Here is an 18593-nt window from a genome sequence, read left to right on the forward strand (position 1 = left end):
ATATCTTGTCAAAAGAGGAATAATCGTTGTATTTACGAGAGGAGTTACTTTGCTTTTAATGCGCGAATGGCATTTTCGTGCTCAAGCGAGCGAAAGGCAAGCGATTGGAGAACAAGCTCTTGGCGTGCTTGTGAAGCGATAACATCATCCAGCTTTTGCAACGCTTCGGCGAGCGTTTGCTTTATCGTTGGAATTTCTTTAACCGTTTCCTGCATCTCCAGCACGGCTTGTTTGATAAATGGAATATCTTTTATATCTTCTTTGGTGGCCATTGTTTGTTCAATATGCTCGATCCGTTTCTCCATAGCAACCATATCGTCTTTGGTGGCCATGCGCCGTTCAATGCTGTTGAGATCGTCTTTAGTGGCCATGCGCTGCTCGATGCTGTTGAGATCGTCTTTAGTGGCCATGCGCTGCTCGATGCTGTTGAGATCGTCTTTAGTGGCCATGCGCTGCTCGATGCTGTTGAGATCGTCTTTGGTGGCCATGCGCTGCTCGATGTTGTTGAGATCGTCTTTGGTGGCCATGCGCTGCTCGATGCTGTTGAGATCGTCTTTGGTGGCCATGCGCTGCTCGATGCTGTTGAGATCGTCTTTAGTGGCCATGCGCTGCTCGATGCTGTTGAGATCGTCTTTGGTGGCCATGCGCTGCTCGATGTTGTTGAGATCGTCTTTGGTGGCCATGCGCTGCTCGATGTTGTTGAGATCGTCTTTGGTGGCCATGCGCTGCTCGATGTTGTTGAGATCGTCTTTGGTGGCCATTGTTTCCTCAATTTGCTGGATCCGCTTGTCCATTGCAGCCATGTCCTCTTTCGTCGCCATGGCATGTTCAACCCGATCAAAGCGCTTGTCGATGACAGTCAGATCGTCTTTTGTCGCCATGGTTTGCTCCACACGCTCGATCCGTTTGTTCATGGCAGCCAGATCGTCTTTTGTCGCCATGGTTTGCTCCACACGCTCGATCCGCTTCTCCATAGCAGCCATGTCCTCTTTCGTCGCCATATGATGACGCAAAAATGACAGCTCGTCAAAAATCCTACTCAATATCTGATCCATTTCATTTTTTCACCTCCTTTTTTGATTACGAGATTATTATAGCATCCTTTTATTGATGTTCTCTATCAATTTTAGAAGACTTCTCAGTAGATAAAAAAACATGAAACTTGTTTAACTTTATCCAGTTGAGAAGTCCCCCATTTCTAAGTCTTGTGCAACTTGATGAAAGTGGGAGACGAATTGACTTCGGGCAAGGACAGGCTTTTGCCTGTTTAACGTAATTTCCGAAAGAAGTCTCCCGCCTCAAGGAACGTGAAGGGCACAGCCCCGTGAGTAGACGGGAGATGAATGTCGGTTGGCGTTAGCCAAAACGCATGATAGAATACGTGTATATCAGGTTCTTTGTGAACGGGATATTAGGAGGTTGCATGGAGAAATCAAATGCGAAGACCGAGCCGAGCCTTCCATGCGTAAAATATCCAAGGTACAAAAGAACTCCGAATCGTCGGACATCTAGGGTGGGGACGACCCAAGTAACGCTCAGGGAGACGAAAGGTAGCTTTCGTTGCGGAACTGAGAAGCTCCCACTTCGAAGCGCTAGCAAAGTGGCGATTCGTTCACAAGTCTGCTTTATGCAAGCCATTCCTTTTTCATGCCAAGATTCCAATAAAGCAAAAGTTCCCTGTAATTTGAGTTCAAACCGTCTGTTCATCAGACGGTTTTTTTCATTTGAATTACCAATTCCTCATCCGGCGTGACGTATATGGTTTGTTGGTTTTCATAGATCACAAAGCCAGGCTTTGCTCCATTTGGTTTTTTGACATAGCGGATCCGCGTGAAGTCGACAGGCACGGAGCTTGATTGCCGCGCTTTGCTGAAATAGGCAGCAAGGTTAGCGGCTTCCGCAATTGTTTGTTGGGACGGATTTTTACTGCGAATGACGACATGGGAGCCGGGAATGTCTTTTGTATGCAACCAAATTTCATCTTTTTGTGCGAGTTTGTTCGTCAAGTAGTCGTTTTGTTTATTGTTTTTACCAACGAGAATTTCCGTGCCATCGCTTGCTACGTAACGTTCGAGTTCAATCGTGCGCGGCTTTTGTTTTTTTTGTTTTGTGGCTTTTGCTCGTAAATAGCCTTGCTCGATCAGCTCATCACGAATTTCTTCGATATCTTTCGGTGCGGCGGTGTCGAGCTGCTGCAATAGCGTATCAAAATAAACGATTTCTTTGTTTGTCTGTTCGATTTGCTCTTGAACGATGTGAATAGCATTTTTCGCCTTTTGATATTTTTGAAAATAGCTTTGTGCATTTTCTGACGGTGACTTTTGTGCATCAAGCGGAATCATGACGGTTTCCCCGTTTGCATCGTAATAGTTGATGACCTCGATTTCTTTCATCCCTCGTTTGACTGCGTACAGATAGGCGGTTAACAGCTCCCCGTAAAGCCGATATTGCTCGGCTTGTTTTGCTTCTTCTAATGTTTGTTCCAATTTCAAAAGCTTTTTCTCATTTTTCGCCTTTTCATTGGCGACAAACCGTTCTAAATCGTGTGCCTGCTGTTTGACGCGGTCGCGCTCAGCCTTGCCAAAATAGAAGCGGTCAAGCATTTCTCCGAGCGTGGCGAACGGCTTTGCTTCCGCCTGTAAATGCATAAGTGGCAGAACGTAAAACCATTCCTTTTGTCCATTTGTATATATACAAGGAGAAAAATGCCCGCTCTTTACTTCTTCCATAAGCGATATAAAGCTTTTTGGCAAAGTGGAGCGATTGGCGAGCCCTGCGCGGAAAGCCACCTCATTGGCAAACAGAGGTGAGAGGCCGGAAAAGGAAGCGACAAGCTGCTCTGGCAGCTTTCCAGCATGAAAATCAAGTGTTTTCATGACCATTTCTTCAGTGGCTTTCAGCGGATTGAGTTTACCGTGTGACGGTGGCGCTACGTATGGCTGGCCGGGAAGCACCGTGCGATAGCGGTTGATAGCCGGCGATAGATGCTTAATGCTGTCAATGATCCTATTTGTTTCTTTATCGATCAAGATGATGTTACTATGCCGTCCCATAATCTCTATCATTAGCTGCTTAATGGAGAGATCGCCAATTTCATTCCGTCCTTTTACTTCAATCATGATCACCCGATCAAAATCCATTTGCCGAATCGATTCAATGACGCTCCCTTCTAAATGCTTGCGTAAAAGCATGCAAAACATCGGCGGTTCAGCAGGGTTGTCATATCCTTCATTTGTAAGGTGAACACGTGCATAGCTAGGATGTGCCGATAGCAGCAATTTGTAATTTCGCCCATGGGAGCGGATGTAAAGCAACAGCTCGTGCTGAAAAGGTTGGTAAATTTTTGTGATTCGTCCTCCTTCAAGCATTTTCTTTAATTCGTTCGTCATAGCATATGTAAATATTCCGTCAAAAGCCATATGAAACACCTTTCTCATTTTTTATTTCTGCAATTATCATATCATTTTTTTGGACATGTCTGAATAAGCTTTCATAGAAAAGCGACAAGGGAGGAGGAGTAAGGATGCAATGGCATACGCTCGCGCCAAATGATGTAGCAAAGGAGGCACATACCGATCTTGCTAAAGGTTTAACAACGGAAGAAGCAAAAAAACGGCTTAAGCGGTTTGGCTATAATGAACTAAAAGAGGCTAAAAAGCAATCGGCTCTCATTGTATTTTTGAATCAATTTCGCGATTTTATGGTTCTTGTTCTACTTGCAGCCACGATTATTTCCGGTTTTCTCGGAGAGTATGTTGATGCGATCGCGATTATTGTAATTGTGATTATGAATGCCTTTTTGGGCTTTTTTCAAGAACGACGCGCTGAAAAATCATTGGAAGCTCTCAAGCAGCTATCTGCTCCGCAAGCGACTGTATTACGCGATGGAGAATGGATGAAAATCCATTCTCAAGAGCTTGTTGTTGGCGATGTTATTAAATTTACCAGTGGTGATCGTATCGGTGCCGATGTAAGGTTGATTGATGCAAAGGGCTTAGAAATTGAAGAATCGGCATTAACAGGGGAGTCGGTGCCGACTGCAAAATTGGCAACACCGCTTGCAAATGAAAACACCGCAATTGGTGATTTGCATAATATGGCTTTCATGGGTACTCTTGTAACGAGAGGAAGCGGAGTGGGAGTTGTGATTGCCACAGGAATGAAAACCGCGATGGGGCAAATTGCGAACCTGCTACAAGAGGCGGAGACGGTCACGACTCCATTGCAGCGAAAATTAGAGCAGCTCGGTAAGATTTTGATTATTGTTGCTCTGCTGCTTACCGTTTTAGTTGTCATTGTCGGCGTTATTCAAGGTCATGAACTGTATGAAATGTTTTTAGCGGGAGTGTCACTGGCGGTTGCCGCTATTCCGGAAGGGCTTCCTGCTATTGTGACCATTGCCTTGGCGCTTGGTGTGCAGCGGATGATTAAGAAAAACGCGATCGTTCGGAAGCTCCCTGCTGTAGAAACGTTAGGTTGTGCATCTGTCATTTGCTCTGATAAAACAGGAACAATGACGGAAAACATGATGACAGTAACAAACATATGGGCGAGCGGAAGGATGTGGACAGTCAGCGGAACGGGGCTTGAACTGAAAGGAGAATTTTATGAAAATGAACGGCCTATCAATATCAAAAAAGAAGCGGTACTGCAGCAGTTGCTGACATTTAGCGTCCTTTGCAATAGCTCGCAAATTAAGGAAAAGGAACATCGACGGTATATCGACGGGGATCCGACGGAGGGCGCGCTGCTTGTGGCAGCGGCAAAGGCAGGATTAACAAAAGCACAGCTAGAATCAGAGTTTACGGTTGAGCAGGAATTTCCGTTCGATTCGGAACGAAAAATGATGACAGTCATTGTGAAGGATAAATCAGGGAGAAGATGGATTATTACGAAAGGGGCTCCCGATGTACTTCTTGAAATTAGCGGACATATATGGTGGAACGGACGCACACAACCGATGACAGCGGACTGGCGAAAAACGGTGCAGCATGTCATCCATGCAATGGCCGGTAAGGCGTTGCGTACGATTGCTGTAGCCTACCGTCCGCTAACTGCAAAGGAACCGATTCCATCGGAAAAAGAAGCAGAAAAAGGCTTGACGTTGATGGGGATTCAAGGAATGATTGATCCACCGCGTCCGGAAGTAAAGAAAGCCGTACAGCAGTGTAAAGAGGCGGGCATTAAAACGGTGATGATTACGGGAGATCATTTGTTGACAGCAAAAGCGATTGCGAAACAGCTCGGTATTTTGCCACCAAAAGGAAAGATCATGGATGGTCCAACATTATCCCGGCTTTCGGTTGATGAGCTTGAAGAAGTCGTCGATGACATTTATGTGTTTGCGCGCGTGTCGCCGGAGCATAAACTAAAAATCGTGAAAGCTTTACAGAGAAGAGGACATGTAGTTGCTATGACCGGAGATGGAGTGAATGACGCTCCTGCGATTAAGGCAGCAGATATCGGGGTAGCGATGGGGAAATCCGGTACGGATGTAGCGAAGGAAGCGGCATCTCTTGTATTATTAGATGACAACTTCGCGACCATTCAATCGGCCATTCATGAGGGAAGAAACATTTACGAGAACATTCGCAAATTCATTCGCTACTTGCTTGCATCAAATGTTGGCGAAATTTTAGTGATGCTGTTTGCCATGCTGTTAGCACTGCCACTTCCGCTTGTACCGATTCAAATTTTATGGGTAAATTTAGTGACAGATGGGCTGCCAGCTATGGCCTTAGGGCTGGATCGTGCTGAAGAAAATGTCATGAGACGGAGACCAAGGCATCCAAAAGAAGGAGTGTTTTCTAGAGGGCTTGGCTGGAAAATCGTTAGCCGCGGGGTGATTATTGGGATTGTAACACTAGCCGCATTTATGACGGTTTATGAACGAAGTGGGAATAATTTGGCGTATGCGCAAACAGTGGCGTTTGCGACATTGGTGATGGCTCAACTTATTCACGTGTTTGATTGCCGTTGTGAACGATCCATTTTTGACCGCAATCCTCTCGGAAATATGTATCTGGTTTGGGCTGTATTGCTCTCCCTATTGTTGGTGCTTGTGGTGATTTATTATCCTCCGCTGCAACGTGTGTTCCATACGGTTTCAGTTGAGCTGCTTGATTGGATTTTAATCGTTGGGCTCGCGGCGCTGCCGACATTTTTGTTTGCTGGGTCGTTTTTAACAAGAAAATCACGAACAAATATGTTATAATATGCAAGGTGATAGAGAAGTTTCTCTATGGCCTTTTCTTTTTGTATGTTAACATAATGGGTGTGATAGTATGGTATACAGCATGACAGGCTTTGGAAGAAGCAAAACAACAAATGGTTCAATGGGAGTAACAGTCGAAGTAAAATCTGTGAATCATCGCTTTTGTGAAATTTCTGTTCGCATGCCTAGACAACTATTTATCTTTGAAGATAAAATAAAAAAAGTGATTTCGCAGTATGTACACAGAGGAAGAGTAGAAGTTTTTATCGCCATTGAAGGAGAAGGATGGACAAATCGCAAACTCCAAGTCGATTGGCAGCTGATGAGCGATTATTACGAACAGCTAAAAGAAGCAAATCATCGTTTCTCACTTCATGATTCTATTACTTTATCGCATTTATTCCAGCTTGAAGGAGTAGCTGAGATCATTGAAGAAGGAGCAGGCAATGAAGAAATTGAACACCTGCTCATATCGGCTGTCAATGAAGCGGCTCAGCAGCTGAAGACGATGCGTGAAAAAGAGGGAAAGGCATTGCTTTCCGATGTACAGGAGCAATTGGCGACGCTTAAACAATGTGTACAAAATGTGCAGCATCTTGCTCCTGAAGCTATTGAGCAATATCGGGAGCGATTGACGAAACGCATGAAGGAATTGGTGCAGGGAGACGTAGATGAGGCTCGCCTTTTAACGGAAGTCGCCATTTTCGCGGAAAAAACGGATATTAATGAAGAGCTCAAACGAATTCGTAGCCATATTGAGCAGTTTGTCCAAACATTGCATCATCAAGAACCGATCGGGCGAAAGCTGGATTTTTTAATTCAAGAGCTCAATCGTGAAGTAAATACGATTGGTTCAAAAGCTAATGATAGCCGCATTGCTGTACAAGTTGTTGAAATGAAGAGCGCACTTGAAAAAGTAAAAGAGCAGGTACAAAATATAGAGTAATCGTTTATAATGGCTAGGTTGCGGCAACAATAATTTTTATGGTAGGTGGAGTTCGGTGGGAGTTAAACTTGTCAATATCGGCTACGGAAATATGGTTTCAGCCTCTCGAATCATATCGATTGTTAATCCCGATTCCGCTCCGATTAAGCGGATTGTTCAAGATGCGAGAGAGTGCGGCAAACTTGTGGATGCCACTCATGGCAGAAGAACCCGAGCGGTCATTATCATGGATAGCGATCATGTTGTTTTATCATCGGTGCAGCCAGAAACCGTGGCACATCGATTATATGAGCGTGAAGATTTATCAGAGGAAGGGTAGGTTTCTATATTTTTATGAGCGAAAGAGGGTTATTAATCGTATTATCAGGACCATCCGGCGTTGGAAAAGGGACGGTGCGCAAGGCGTTATTCTCGCAAGCCGATATTAATTTGCATTATTCGATTTCAGTGACGACGCGAAAGCCGCGTGAGGGAGAAGTAGACGGGATTGACTACTTTTTTACAACACGCGAAGAGTTCGAGCAAATGATTCGCGACCATAAGCTGCTTGAGTGGGCTGAATATGTCGGCAACTATTATGGTACGCCGATTGATTACGTTGAGAAGACGCTGCAGGAAGGCAAGGATGTCTTTCTTGAAATCGAGGTGCAGGGAGCGCTGCAAGTACGCAAGGCATTTCCGGAAGGATTGTTTATTTTTCTTGCCCCGCCAAGCTTAAATGAGCTAAAAAATCGAATTGTTACTAGAGGAACTGAAACAGAAGAGCTGATTAACGACCGCATGAAAGCGGCAAGAGAAGAATTAGAAATGATGGATGCCTATGACTATGTCGTAGAAAATGACCGGGTCGAATTAGCGTGCGAGCGCATTAAAGCCATTGTCACAGCTGAACATTGCAAGCGCGAGCGCGTGGCACAACGGTATAAAAAAATGTTGGAGGTTGAATAAACGATGCTTTATCCTTCCATTGATCTTTTAATGGAAAAACTAGATTCCAAATACACGCTTGTGAGCGTTGCTGCAAAACGGGCGCGCCAACTGCAGGAAAAAGACGATCTTACAATTGAAAGGCCTGTATCAAAAAAATTCGTTGGAAAAGCGTTAGAAGAAATTGCGGCAGGCCATATTGAACTTGTAAAAGAAGAGTAAAAATAACAACCTAGGTTTTAGGTTGTTATTTTTTTACAAAAGTGAGAGGAGAGCTCCAAAAAATGATTGAACAAAAAAATATTTTATTATGTGTGACGGGTGGAATTGCTGTGTATAAGGCAGCCGCATTAACGAGCCGATTAACACAGCGTGGAGCCAATGTGAAAGTGATGATGAGCGAGGCAGCGTGCAAATTTGTAACGCCGTTAACGTTTCAAGCATTGTCACGCCATGATGTTTATGTCGATACATTTGAAGAGAAAAACGCTGAAGTAATAGCGCATATCGATTTAGCAGATTGGGCTGATCTTGTATTAGTAGCTCCGGCGACAGCCAATACCATTGGGAAGCTAGCGAATGGAATAGCGGATAATATGATCACGACGACGCTTTTGGCCACAAGGGCGCCTGTGTGGCTTGCCCCTGCTATGAATGTCCATATGTATGAACATCCGACTGTCTGTGAGAATATGGAAAGGCTTGCCCGTTTTGGCTACCAGTTTATCGAACCATCCGAAGGCCATTTGGCTTGCGGTTACGTTGGAAAAGGAAGACTAGAAGAACCAGAAAATATTGTCACATTGATTGAACAATATTTTTCTTCCTCTCCTTCATCTCTATTATTGAAGGGCAAGAAAGTGCTTGTGACGGCAGGGCCGACGCGTGAAAAAATAGATCCTGTCCGATTTTTCAGCAATCGGTCGACAGGGAAAATGGGATATGCCATTGCGGAAACAGCGGCAGAGCTAGGGGCAGAGGTGACGCTCATTTCCGGGCCTACCAATCTGCCATCACCTCGCAATGTAGAAACAATCCGAATTGAGTCTGCGCAAGAAATGTACGAAGAAGTGATCAAAAGATTTTCTTCTGCTCATATTGTTATTAAATCAGCTGCTGTCGCCGACTACCGCCCCAAATATGTATTTAACGAAAAAATGAAAAAAAAGCCTGGGGATCTTGTGGTTGAACTGGAAAGAACGATTGATATTTTAAAAGCGCTTGGAGAGCAAAAGACAGAGCAGTTTTTAGTCGGATTTGCTGCGGAAACAGAGCAAGTGGAAGAGTACGCTCTTCAAAAACTACAAAGGAAAAATTTGGATATGATTGTCGCTAACAATGTTGCCCAAAAGGGAGCGGGATTCGCCAGCGACACGAATATTGTCACAATTTTTAAACGGGATGGATCCATTACGAAGCTTCCGTTGCTAACGAAAAAGAAAGTAGCTGAAGAAATTTTAAAAGAGATTGCCGAGGCGATTGGATGAAAATTGCAGCAGTTATCGTTGATGTGCCTTCACGGCAAACAGACCGGCCGTTTGACTATAAAATACCGGAGAAATGGGAGGATGTCCTGCAAATTGGCATGCGAGTCGTTGTTCCGTTTGGAACGCGACGGCTACAAGGATTTGTAGTAGATATTAAGACTTATTCTGATGTCAAGTCATTAAAAGCGATTGAAGCCATTTTAGATGTGGCTCCCGTATTGAATGAAGAACTGTTGCGTTTGGGCCAATACTTAACCGAAACGACGCTCTGCTTTGCAATTTCCGCTTACCAAGCGATGCTTCCGGCTGCGATGAAAGCGAAGTATGAAAAAGAGATACGCCTTGTAGATGAAAAATATCGCGATCGTTTGCATCCAAATGTCCAGCCTTTCTTTTCTAACCGCTCTGCGGTTTCGTGGAAAGAGCTTGAGAATACCAATGTGTTATCTCGCTTACAAAAGGACGTTCAAAACGGCTATTTGGAGGTTATTTATCATCTTAAGGACAAAGCAGCGAAGAAAACGATCAAATACGTTGCTTTTTCCGTGCCAGAAGAGCAGCGAAAGAAGGCGATTGAATCACTTCCGGCCAATGCTGTTAAGCAAAAGCAATTGTTAGAGCTGCTGCTTTTCAATGAGCACTTGCCATTAAAGGAGGTGCTCGAGCGAAGCGGTGCCTCGCACGCCTCAGTAAAAACATTAATTCAAAAAGGAATCATTTGCGAATATGAGGTTGAAGCTTATCGCGATCCCTATGGACAGCACCATTTTGCAGCCACTCAACCGCTTATGTTAACGGAGGAGCAGCAGCAAGCGCTCGAGCCGATCGTTAACAGCATCAAGGAGAATGAGCATCAAGTCTTTTTGCTTTATGGTGTGACAGGGAGCGGAAAAACAGAAGTATACATGCAAGCGATTGAGGCCGTATTAAAGCAAGGGAAGGAAGCCATTGTACTCGTTCCAGAAATTTCGCTCACGCCACAAATGGTTGAGCGATTTAAAGGGAGATTTGGCTCGCAGGTGGCCGTGCTTCATAGCGGATTATCGATTGGTGAAAAGTATGATGAATGGCGCAAAATTCATCGCAAAGAAGTCAAGCTTGTGGTTGGAGCGCGTTCTGCTATTTTTGCCCCATTTGAAAATTTAGGTATGATTATCATTGACGAGGAACATGAATCGAGTTATAAACAGGAAGAAACACCGCGCTATCATGCACGTGATGTGGCTATTTACCGGGCGCGCTTTCATCAATGTCCCGTTGTGCTGGGCAGCGCTACTCCGTCTCTTGAATCATTTGCTCGCGCCAAAAAAGGAGTTTATCAGCTTCTTACTTTAACCAAAAGAATGAGCGAAAATGGTCTGCCTGCTGTGTCCATCATTGATATGCGTGAGGAGTTGCGGAGTGGAAACCGCTCGATGTTTTCGCGGACGTTATTTGAAAAATTGCGAGAACGTCTTGATAAAGGTGAGCAATCTGTGTTGTTTTTAAATCGTCGCGGATACTCAACCTTTGTGATGTGTCGGGACTGCGGTCATGTCATCCGCTGTGCGCACTGTGATATTTCGCTTACTTATCATCGTGTGCAGCAGCGATTGAAATGCCATTATTGTGGGCATGAGGAACCGCTTGCTTACAGCTGTCCGTCATGCGGCAGCGAGCATATCCGTTTCTTTGGCACAGGCACGCAAAAAGTGGAGGAAGAACTGACTAAACTGCTTCCACAAGCCCGAGTCATTCGCATGGATGTTGATACGACGAGCCGCAAAGGGGCTCATGAGCGGATATTGTCGGAGTTTGGCGCAGGAAAGGCAGATATTTTGCTTGGAACACAAATGATTGCTAAAGGGCTCGATTTTCCAAAGGTGACGCTTGTGGGAGTGTTGAGTGCTGATACGATGCTCCACCTTCCAGATTTTCGAGCTTGCGAAAAAACATTTCAGTTGCTGACGCAGGTCAGCGGGCGAGCAGGGCGGCACGAATTGCCGGGAGAGGTCGTCATTCAAACGTATACGCCGGAGCATTATAGCATTGAACTAGCTGCTCGTCACGATTATGAAGCTTTTTATCAGAAAGAAATGGCACTCCGCAGGTTTCACGGTTATCCGCCGTTTTATTATTTAACGCTTATTACCGTTTCTCATCCCGAATTAATAAAAGCGGTTTCGGTTACAGAGAAAATTGCGGGTTATTTACGTGCGCAGTTATCGAAAGAGGCCATCATTCTTGGCCCGGTTGCTTCCCCTATTGCTCGTCTCCATGATAGATATCGCTATCAATGCATGATAAAATACAAGCGAGAGGCTAATTTTACTAAAATACTAAAGAATGTGGTCGACCGCTATCAGCAGGAAATGTCACAAGGAGAACTGTTGATTACGATCGACACAAACCCGTATATGATGATGTAAAATGGAGGAAATTGCATTGGCTAAGTTAAATATTGTCACATATCCAGCAGAAGTGTTAGAAACCGTTTGTGAAAAAGTCATAGAGTTTGACCGCAAACTTGTAAAATTACTGAATGATATGTATGAAACGATGCTGGAAGCAGACGGTGTCGGATTAGCGGCTCCGCAGGTAGGCATCGCCCAGCAAATCGCCGTTGTAGATGTCGGAGATGAGCATGGAAGAATTGAGCTCATAAATCCTGTGATTCTTGAGCAGAGAGGCGAGCAAATCGGACCTGAGGGCTGCTTAAGCTTTCCTGGGCTATTCGGAGAAGTGAAACGAGCGGATTACGTGAAAGTTCGGGCGCAAGATCGCCGCGGGCGCGCATATACGCTTGAAGCGACCGGTTTTTTAGCCCGCGCTTTACAGCATGAGATTGACCATTTAAACGGTGTTTTATTTACGTCCAAGGTCATTCGTTATTATGAAGAGGAAGAATTAGAAGGGTAGATGATGGATCATATGGTAAGAATCGTTTTTATGGGAACTCCGGATTTTTCTGTTCCAGTATTGCGGCAGTTAATCCATGATGGATACGATGTTGTTGGGGTTGTTACACAGCCGGACAAACCAAAGGGACGGAAAAGGGAGCTGACGCCGCCGCCAGTCAAAGTTGAAGCAGAAAAGCATGGGATTCCAATTTGGCAACCGACCAAAATTCGTGAGAAGGAACAATATGAAAGGGTGCTAGCATTTAAGCCGGATTTAATTGTCACTGCAGCCTTTGGTCAGATTTTGCCGAAGGAGCTGCTGGAGGCGCCTCCATATGGCTGCATCAACGTTCATGCGTCTTTGTTGCCGGAATTGCGCGGAGGTGCGCCAATTCATTATGCGATTTTACAGGGAAAAACAAAGACGGGAATAACCATTATGTACATGGCAGAAAAGCTTGATGCAGGCGATATTTTAACACAGGTAGAAGTCCCGATTACGGAAGACGATACCGTTGGCACCCTCCACGACAAATTAAGTATGGCCGGAGCCAAGCTGCTATCCGATACTATTCCGCTTTTACTTCAAGGAAAAATTACACCAATCCGCCAGGATGAAGAAAAGGCGACATTTGCTTATAATATTAAGCGTGAACAAGAAAAAATTGACTGGACCCGTACAGGAGAAGAAATTTATAATCATATCCGCGGTTTAAATCCTTGGCCCGTGGCTTATACCATGTATCAAGGGCAAGTTTGGAAAATCTGGCGTTCAGAAAAAATTCGCGCTTCTTCACAAACACAGCCAGGGACGATTATGGAAGTGGTGAACGACGGCATTGTCGTAGCCACTGGCAATGATGTCGCCATTAAAATTACCGAATTGCAGCCGGCTGGGAAAAAGCGGATGAGCGCTGAACAATTTTTGCGCGGCGCCGGGGCAGCGATAGCAATCGGAACGAAGCTAGGAGATGAAAATGAAACATAAAAATGTAAGAGAAGTTGCCTTAGATGTACTTTTAGCTATTGATGAAAAGGAAGCCTATAGCAACCTATTGCTCAATCAAACGATCCGTTCCACAAGGTTGCCAGAAAGAGATACCGGTTTATTGACAGAACTTGTATATGGAACGGTTCAAAGACGTGATACGCTCGATTACTATTTGCAGCCATTTATTAAAAAATCACATAAGCTGCAAAAATGGGTGCGGATGCTGCTTCGCTTATCGCTCTATCAAATGCTATATTTAGATCGTATTCCTGATCGCGCCGTTATTTTCGAAGCGGTTGAAATTGCTAAAAAACGCGGCCACCGTGGCATTTCGTCGATGGTCAATGGCGTTTTGCGTGCCGTTCAGCGGGATGGCGTTCCTTCTGTCGATGAAATTCAAGGTGATGTTGAACGACTAGCCGTGAAAACGAGCCATCCGTATTGGCTTGTCAAACGCTGGGCATCACAATATGGCCTTCAAGAAACCGAAAAAATATGCATGGCTAATTTAACCGCACCAAAACAAACAGCGCGAGTCAACACAGTATTGGCGACCGTTGATGAAGTGATTGCCATGTTGGAAGAAGAAGGAACGGAAGTCGAACGGGGAGAATTGGCAGAAGAAGCGATTCGAGCGAAAAAAGGAAACTTGGTGGATACGAAAGCTTTCCGAAACGGGTATATGACCATTCAGGATGAAAGCTCGATGCTTGTGGCCAGAGCGCTCCATCCTAGCGAACATGAACGAGTGCTGGATAGTTGTGCGGCTCCAGGAGGAAAGTCGACACACATCGCAGAGCTTATGAAACGGACGGGACAAGTTATTTCGCTAGATGTTCATGAGCACAAAGTAAAATTGATTAAGCAGCAAGCTGAGCGTCTTCATCTGCCCAACATTGCTGCATATGTATTAGACAGCCGGCAAGCTTCGCAGTATTTTGCTCGTGAATCGTTTGATAAAATTTTAGTAGATGCCCCTTGTTCGGGATTTGGAGTGATACGGCGCAAGCCGGATATTAAATATGCCAAAAATGAGAAGGATCTTCGGGAGCTTGCTCGTTTGCAATTGGCTATTTTAAGGGAAGTGGCTCCGCTGTTAAAACGAGGTGGAACGATCGTTTATAGCACATGTACGATTGACCACGATGAGAATGAGGAGGTAGTGGCTGAGTTTTTGCGTCTTCATCCCGAGTTTACCGTCGATGATACGCTTTCGGAAAGATTGCCAGAAAAGGTGCGTCCCTATGTAGCAAATGGGCAATTGCGCTTGCTGCCTCACTATTTTGATTCAGATGGATTTTTTATCGCATCATTACGAAAGAAGGTGTAACTTCATTGAGAAAAGCAGAATTTCAAACGAGCCATCAACGAGCAGCCGATGCGTCTCAGCCATCCATCTATTCTTTCACATTGGAGGAACTGCGAGAATGGATGGTAGAGCAGGGAGAAAAGCCATTTCGCGCGACGCAAGTTTATGAATGGCTTTATCAAAAGCGAGTCACCTCCTTTGAGGATATGACTAACCTGCCAAAAGTGTTGCGAGAAAAGCTCGCAGCCCATTTTACGATGACAACCTTAAAAACGCTTGTTCAGCAAACCTCAAAGGATGGAACGATCAAGTTTTTATTTGAGCTTCACGACGGCTTTTCAATTGAAACGGTGTTAATGCGCCATGATTATGGCAACTCCATTTGTGTCACAACACAGGTAGGCTGCCGTATTGGCTGTACCTTTTGTGCCTCTACACTCGGTGGTCTAAAGCGTCATTTAGAAGCAGGAGAAATTGTGGCGCAAGTCGTAAAAGTTCAAAAAGCGCTTGATGAATATGCGGAGCGAGTGAGCAGCATTGTCGTAATGGGAATAGGTGAGCCATTTGATAATTACGATGCATTGATTAAGTTTTTACACATTGTGAATCATGCGAAAGGATTGCACATCGGCGCACGCCACATTACCGTATCAACAAGCGGCATTATTCCGAAAATCTATCAATTTGCCGACGAGGGGACGCAAATTAATTTTGCGATCTCTTTGCATGCACCAACGACCGAATTGCGTACAAAACTCATGCCGATTAATAAAGCCTATCCGCTTCCTAAACTAATGGAAGCCGTTCGCTATTACGTTGAAAAAACAGGAAGGAGAGTAACATTCGAATATGGACTGTTTGGTGGAGTGAACGATCAAATAGAGCATGCCGAACAATTGGCAGAGCTGCTCAAAGGTCTTAAATGCCATGTGAACTTAATTCCAGTCAATTATGTGCCAGAACGAAATTATGTGCGAACACCACGCGAGCAAATTTTTGCCTTTGAGCGCACGCTAAAGCAACATGGAATTAATGTCACGATTCGCCGCGAACAAGGACATGACATCGATGCCGCATGCGGACAGCTTCGCGCGAAGGAGCGAAAAGAGGAAACGAGGTGAAACCATGAAAGTCGTTTTTCAAACCGACGTTGGCAAAATTCGTCCTCATAACGAAGACTGCGGCGGTATTTTTAAAAATAAAGATGGCCACTACTTAGCGATGGTCGCAGATGGAATGGGAGGTCATCGTGCTGGTGATGTAGCAAGCGAAATGACGATTTCCTATTTAAAAAAGCAGTGGGAAGAAACCAAAAACATTACATCACCAGAAATCGCCGAGCGGTGGTTAAAAGAACAGATTGCAAGCATCAACCGCTTGCTGTTTGACCATTCACTGCGCCATATAGAATGCCAAGGAATGGGGACTACGATTGTCAGTGCGATTTGCACGGATCAGTTTGTGACAATCGGCCATATCGGCGATAGCCGCTGTTATTTGTTCAACCAACATGGATTCCAGCAAATCACAGAAGATCATTCTCTTGTTAATGAATTGGTGAAAACAGGGCAGATTTCTAAAGAGGATGCAGAGCATCATCCGCGCAAAAATGTGTTATTGCGCGCGCTTGGGACCGAAAAGAGCGTCAAATTAGATATTAAGACGATTGAAGTGGAGGAGCGCGATCGACTGCTTTTATGCTCAGACGGTTTGTCTAACAAGGTGTCTGAACAGTCGATGATGGACATTTTAACATCGGAACAATCGCTTGAAGAGAAAGCGCAAGCGCTAGTTCATTTAGCGAATGAGCATGGTGGAGAGGACAATATTACGTTAGTAATTGTTGAATTTTCATCGGAATGTGAAAGTAGGTGATCACACATGCTCATTGGTAAACGGTTAAATGGGCGCTATAAGATCATAAGTTTGCTTGGCGGCGGAGGAATGGCGAATGTTTATGTCGCGAGAGATATGATTCTGGAGCGCGAAGTAGCCATTAAAATTTTGCGTTTTGATTTTTCAAATGATGAACAGTTTATTAAACGATTTCGCCGTGAGGCCCAGGCAGCGACAAGTTTAAATCATGAAAATATTGTTAGCATTTATGATGTGGGTGAGGACGAAGGAATTTATTACATTGTGATGGAATATGTGCGCGGTTTTACACTTAAGCAATATATCCAGCAGCATGCTCCATTGCACGTTGCCAAGGCATTGGATATTATGGAGCAACTCACGTCAGCGATCTCACACGCCCATGCCAATGGCATTATTCATCGTGATATTAAGCCGCAAAATATTTTGATTGACGAAGAAGGAAACGTAAAAATTACTGATTTCGGTATTGCTGTTGCATTAAGCTCGACGACGATTACCCAAACGAATTCCGTGCTCGGTTCGATTCATTATTTATCTCCGGAACAGGCACGAGGAGGGATTGCGACCGAGAAATCTGATATTTATTCGCTCGGAATTGTCATGTTTGAATTGCTTACAGGCCATTTGCCTTTTTCAGGGGAGTCAGCAGTATCCATTATATTGAAACATTTGCAGACAGAAACTCCTTCGCCAAAAGCTTGGAATCCTTCTATCCCACAAAGTGTAGAAAATATTATTTTAAAAGCAACAGCAAAAGATCCGTTTTATCGTTATCAATCGGTACAGGAGATGAATGAAGATATTCGCACAGCCCTTGATCCAGAACGGGTGAACGAAAAAAAGTTTACGCTTCCGGCTGATGATGAACCGACAAAGGCGATTCCTATTGTGAAGGATCATGAGTTAACCAAGCAAACTATTATACGGGAGGAAGCGAAAGAGAAAAAGGAAGAAGACAAGCAGCTGCCTGATGCTGAAACGAAGAAAAAGCGGAAAAGAAAATGGCTTGGCTGGATGATTGCTCTTTTTTTATTCCTAATTGCGGCTGGAGTCAGTGCCGCCATATGGGGATCGACGCTCTTCTTTCCAAAGGATGTGACGGTTCCGGATGTAACGAACAAAAATTATGATGAAGCAGTAGAAAAACTTTCTTCCTTAGGCTTTGAAATTAAAGATACGATTGACATGGAAAGCAATGATATTGCCGAAGGAAATGTCATTCGGACAAAGCCAGAAGCAGGACGAGTCGTCAAAGAAGGAACAGAGATCACGATTTATAAAAGCATCGGGAAAAAGAGAATAGAGTTTGGAGATTACGTTGGCGAAGATATTGAGACAGTAGAGCAGCAATTGAAGGATGAACATTATTTAGCGGTGAAGCGCATTGAACGTTATAGCGATAAACCGGTTGGCACCATTCTTGAACAATTTCCTTCTCCAGGTGAACAGGTCGTTCCAGAGGAAACAGAAGTGGAATTTACCATTAGTGTAGGGGTGCCCAAAATTGTGCTAAAAGATTTGACGGGATATACAGAAAAAAGCGTGCGTGATTATGCGCAAGAGCAGCAGCTTAATGTTGTAGTGAAGCATGAATATTCTGATCAAGTCCCGCAAGGAATCGTGATTTCGCAAACACCGGGCGCTAATACAGAACTGCAAAAAGGTGATACCGTTACTGTTGTGATTTCGCAGGGAAAAGAACCGTTACCGAACAAGACAGTTGTAAAGGAAATTGAAATTCCATATGATGCGGAGGAGCCGGGACAAACGGTAGAGGCTCAGCTCTATATTCAAGATGCCAACCATGACATGACGAAACCGTATAAAACATATCGCCTTACAGCACCAGTTAAAGAAACGGTTGAATTTGTTATTCCTTATAATGGTCAAGGATACTATCGTGTCATTGTTAATAATATTGTAAAACAGGAAGGAACCATTCCTTATCCAAAGGGGTGAAGC

Annotated in this window: 15 protein-coding genes; 13 read left to right on the forward strand and 2 right to left on the reverse strand. The window is 44.4% G+C overall.

Going from position 1 to position 18593, the window contains the following annotated elements; translation table 11 throughout:
- Nucleotides 1–44: 44 nt before the first annotated feature.
- Together GRQ40_RS06380 and GRQ40_RS06385 are read right to left on the reverse strand one after the other, a co-directional pair.
- Complete coding sequence (locus GRQ40_RS06380) at nucleotides 45–1055, reverse strand: hypothetical protein (protein ID WP_159719584.1); 1011 nt, start codon at nucleotides 1053–1055, stop codon at nucleotides 45–47.
- Nucleotides 1056–1706: 651 nt separating this feature from the next.
- Nucleotides 1707–3419: an Rqc2 family fibronectin-binding protein gene (locus GRQ40_RS06385; RefSeq protein ID WP_159719585.1), complete on the reverse strand. Its 1713-nt coding sequence runs from the start codon at nucleotides 3417–3419 to the stop codon at nucleotides 1707–1709.
- A gap of 104 nt (nucleotides 3420–3523) precedes the next feature.
- Between GRQ40_RS06385 and GRQ40_RS06390 the strand changes: the two genes are divergently transcribed.
- The 13 genes from GRQ40_RS06390 to pknB all read left to right on the forward strand — a co-directional run bounded on the left by GRQ40_RS06390 (nucleotide 3524) and on the right by pknB (nucleotide 18590).
- Nucleotides 3524–6214, forward strand: coding sequence for a calcium-translocating P-type ATPase, SERCA-type (locus GRQ40_RS06390; protein ID WP_159719586.1), 2691 nt, complete (start codon nucleotides 3524–3526; stop codon nucleotides 6212–6214).
- A gap of 70 nt (nucleotides 6215–6284) precedes the next feature.
- The gene (locus GRQ40_RS06395) at nucleotides 6285–7160 is read left to right on the forward strand and encodes a YicC/YloC family endoribonuclease (protein ID WP_066147189.1); all 876 of its coding nucleotides are present in this window, start codon (nucleotides 6285–6287) and stop codon (nucleotides 7158–7160) included.
- Nucleotides 7161–7215: 55 nt separating this feature from the next.
- Complete coding sequence (gene remA / locus GRQ40_RS06400; protein WP_044746195.1) at nucleotides 7216–7479, forward strand: extracellular matrix/biofilm regulator RemA; 264 nt, start codon at nucleotides 7216–7218, stop codon at nucleotides 7477–7479.
- Nucleotides 7480–7493: 14 nt separating this feature from the next.
- Entirely contained in the window at nucleotides 7494–8108 is a 615-nt protein-coding gene (gmk, locus tag GRQ40_RS06405; protein ID WP_080860881.1) for a guanylate kinase, read from the forward strand.
- Nucleotides 8109–8111: 3 nt separating this feature from the next.
- Complete coding sequence (gene rpoZ / locus GRQ40_RS06410) at nucleotides 8112–8309, forward strand: DNA-directed RNA polymerase subunit omega (RefSeq protein ID WP_066147192.1); 198 nt, start codon at nucleotides 8112–8114, stop codon at nucleotides 8307–8309.
- A 62-nt stretch (nucleotides 8310–8371) separates the two neighbouring features.
- Nucleotides 8372–9574, forward strand: coding sequence for a bifunctional phosphopantothenoylcysteine decarboxylase/phosphopantothenate--cysteine ligase CoaBC (gene coaBC, locus GRQ40_RS06415; protein ID WP_159719587.1), 1203 nt, complete (start codon nucleotides 8372–8374; stop codon nucleotides 9572–9574).
- Nucleotides 9571–11982 (forward strand): primosomal protein N', encoded by a 2412-nt coding sequence (gene priA / locus GRQ40_RS06420; protein ID WP_066147196.1) that lies wholly within the window; start codon nucleotides 9571–9573, stop codon nucleotides 11980–11982. The genes coaBC and priA overlap by 4 nt, the downstream gene beginning before the upstream one ends.
- 16 nt (nucleotides 11983–11998) lie before the next feature.
- On the forward strand, nucleotides 11999–12472 hold the full coding sequence (def, locus tag GRQ40_RS06425) for a peptide deformylase (RefSeq protein ID WP_044746203.1): 474 nt from the start codon (nucleotides 11999–12001) through the stop codon (nucleotides 12470–12472).
- Nucleotides 12473–12484: 12 nt separating this feature from the next.
- On the forward strand, nucleotides 12485–13441 hold the full coding sequence (gene fmt, locus GRQ40_RS06430) for a methionyl-tRNA formyltransferase (protein ID WP_066147716.1): 957 nt from the start codon (nucleotides 12485–12487) through the stop codon (nucleotides 13439–13441).
- Complete coding sequence (gene rsmB, locus GRQ40_RS06435; protein ID WP_066147198.1) at nucleotides 13431–14774, forward strand: 16S rRNA (cytosine(967)-C(5))-methyltransferase RsmB; 1344 nt, start codon at nucleotides 13431–13433, stop codon at nucleotides 14772–14774. Before fmt ends, rsmB begins: the two co-directional genes overlap by 11 nt.
- Before the next feature lie 5 nt (nucleotides 14775–14779).
- Nucleotides 14780–15874, forward strand: coding sequence for a dual-specificity RNA methyltransferase RlmN (gene rlmN, locus GRQ40_RS06440; RefSeq protein ID WP_159719588.1), 1095 nt, complete (start codon nucleotides 14780–14782; stop codon nucleotides 15872–15874).
- Nucleotides 15875–15878: 4 nt separating this feature from the next.
- Nucleotides 15879–16628 (forward strand): Stp1/IreP family PP2C-type Ser/Thr phosphatase, encoded by a 750-nt coding sequence (locus GRQ40_RS06445; RefSeq protein WP_159719589.1) that lies wholly within the window; start codon nucleotides 15879–15881, stop codon nucleotides 16626–16628.
- A 6-nt stretch (nucleotides 16629–16634) separates the two neighbouring features.
- Entirely contained in the window at nucleotides 16635–18590 is a 1956-nt protein-coding gene (gene pknB / locus GRQ40_RS06450; protein WP_159719590.1) for a Stk1 family PASTA domain-containing Ser/Thr kinase, read from the forward strand.
- Nucleotides 18591–18593: the final 3 nt, after the last annotated feature.

Origin of the sequence: Anoxybacillus sp. PDR2 (assembly GCF_009834045.1) — a bacterium.
Taxonomy (GTDB): Bacteria; Bacillota; Bacilli; order Bacillales; family Anoxybacillaceae; genus Anoxybacteroides; species Anoxybacteroides rupiense.

Coding starts and splice junctions, on each gene's coding strand:
- GRQ40_RS06380 (WP_159719584.1), bottom strand. CDS start 1,055: ATGGATCAGATATTGAGTAGGATTTTTGACGAGCTGTCATTTTTGCGT.
- GRQ40_RS06385 (WP_159719585.1), bottom strand. CDS start 3,419: ATGGCTTTTGACGGAATATTTACATATGCTATGACGAACGAATTAAAG.
- GRQ40_RS06390 (WP_159719586.1), top strand. CDS start 3,524: ATGCAATGGCATACGCTCGCGCCAAATGATGTAGCAAAGGAGGCACAT.
- GRQ40_RS06395 (WP_066147189.1), top strand. CDS start 6,285: ATGGTATACAGCATGACAGGCTTTGGAAGAAGCAAAACAACAAATGGT.
- gmk (WP_080860881.1), top strand. CDS start 7,494: ATGAGCGAAAGAGGGTTATTAATCGTATTATCAGGACCATCCGGCGTT.
- rpoZ (WP_066147192.1), top strand. CDS start 8,112: ATGCTTTATCCTTCCATTGATCTTTTAATGGAAAAACTAGATTCCAAA.
- coaBC (WP_159719587.1), top strand. CDS start 8,372: ATGATTGAACAAAAAAATATTTTATTATGTGTGACGGGTGGAATTGCT.
- priA (WP_066147196.1), top strand. CDS start 9,571: ATGAAAATTGCAGCAGTTATCGTTGATGTGCCTTCACGGCAAACAGAC.
- fmt (WP_066147716.1), top strand. CDS start 12,485: ATGGTAAGAATCGTTTTTATGGGAACTCCGGATTTTTCTGTTCCAGTA.
- rsmB (WP_066147198.1), top strand. CDS start 13,431: ATGAAACATAAAAATGTAAGAGAAGTTGCCTTAGATGTACTTTTAGCT.
- GRQ40_RS06445 (WP_159719589.1), top strand. CDS start 15,879: ATGAAAGTCGTTTTTCAAACCGACGTTGGCAAAATTCGTCCTCATAAC.
- pknB (WP_159719590.1), top strand. CDS start 16,635: ATGCTCATTGGTAAACGGTTAAATGGGCGCTATAAGATCATAAGTTTG.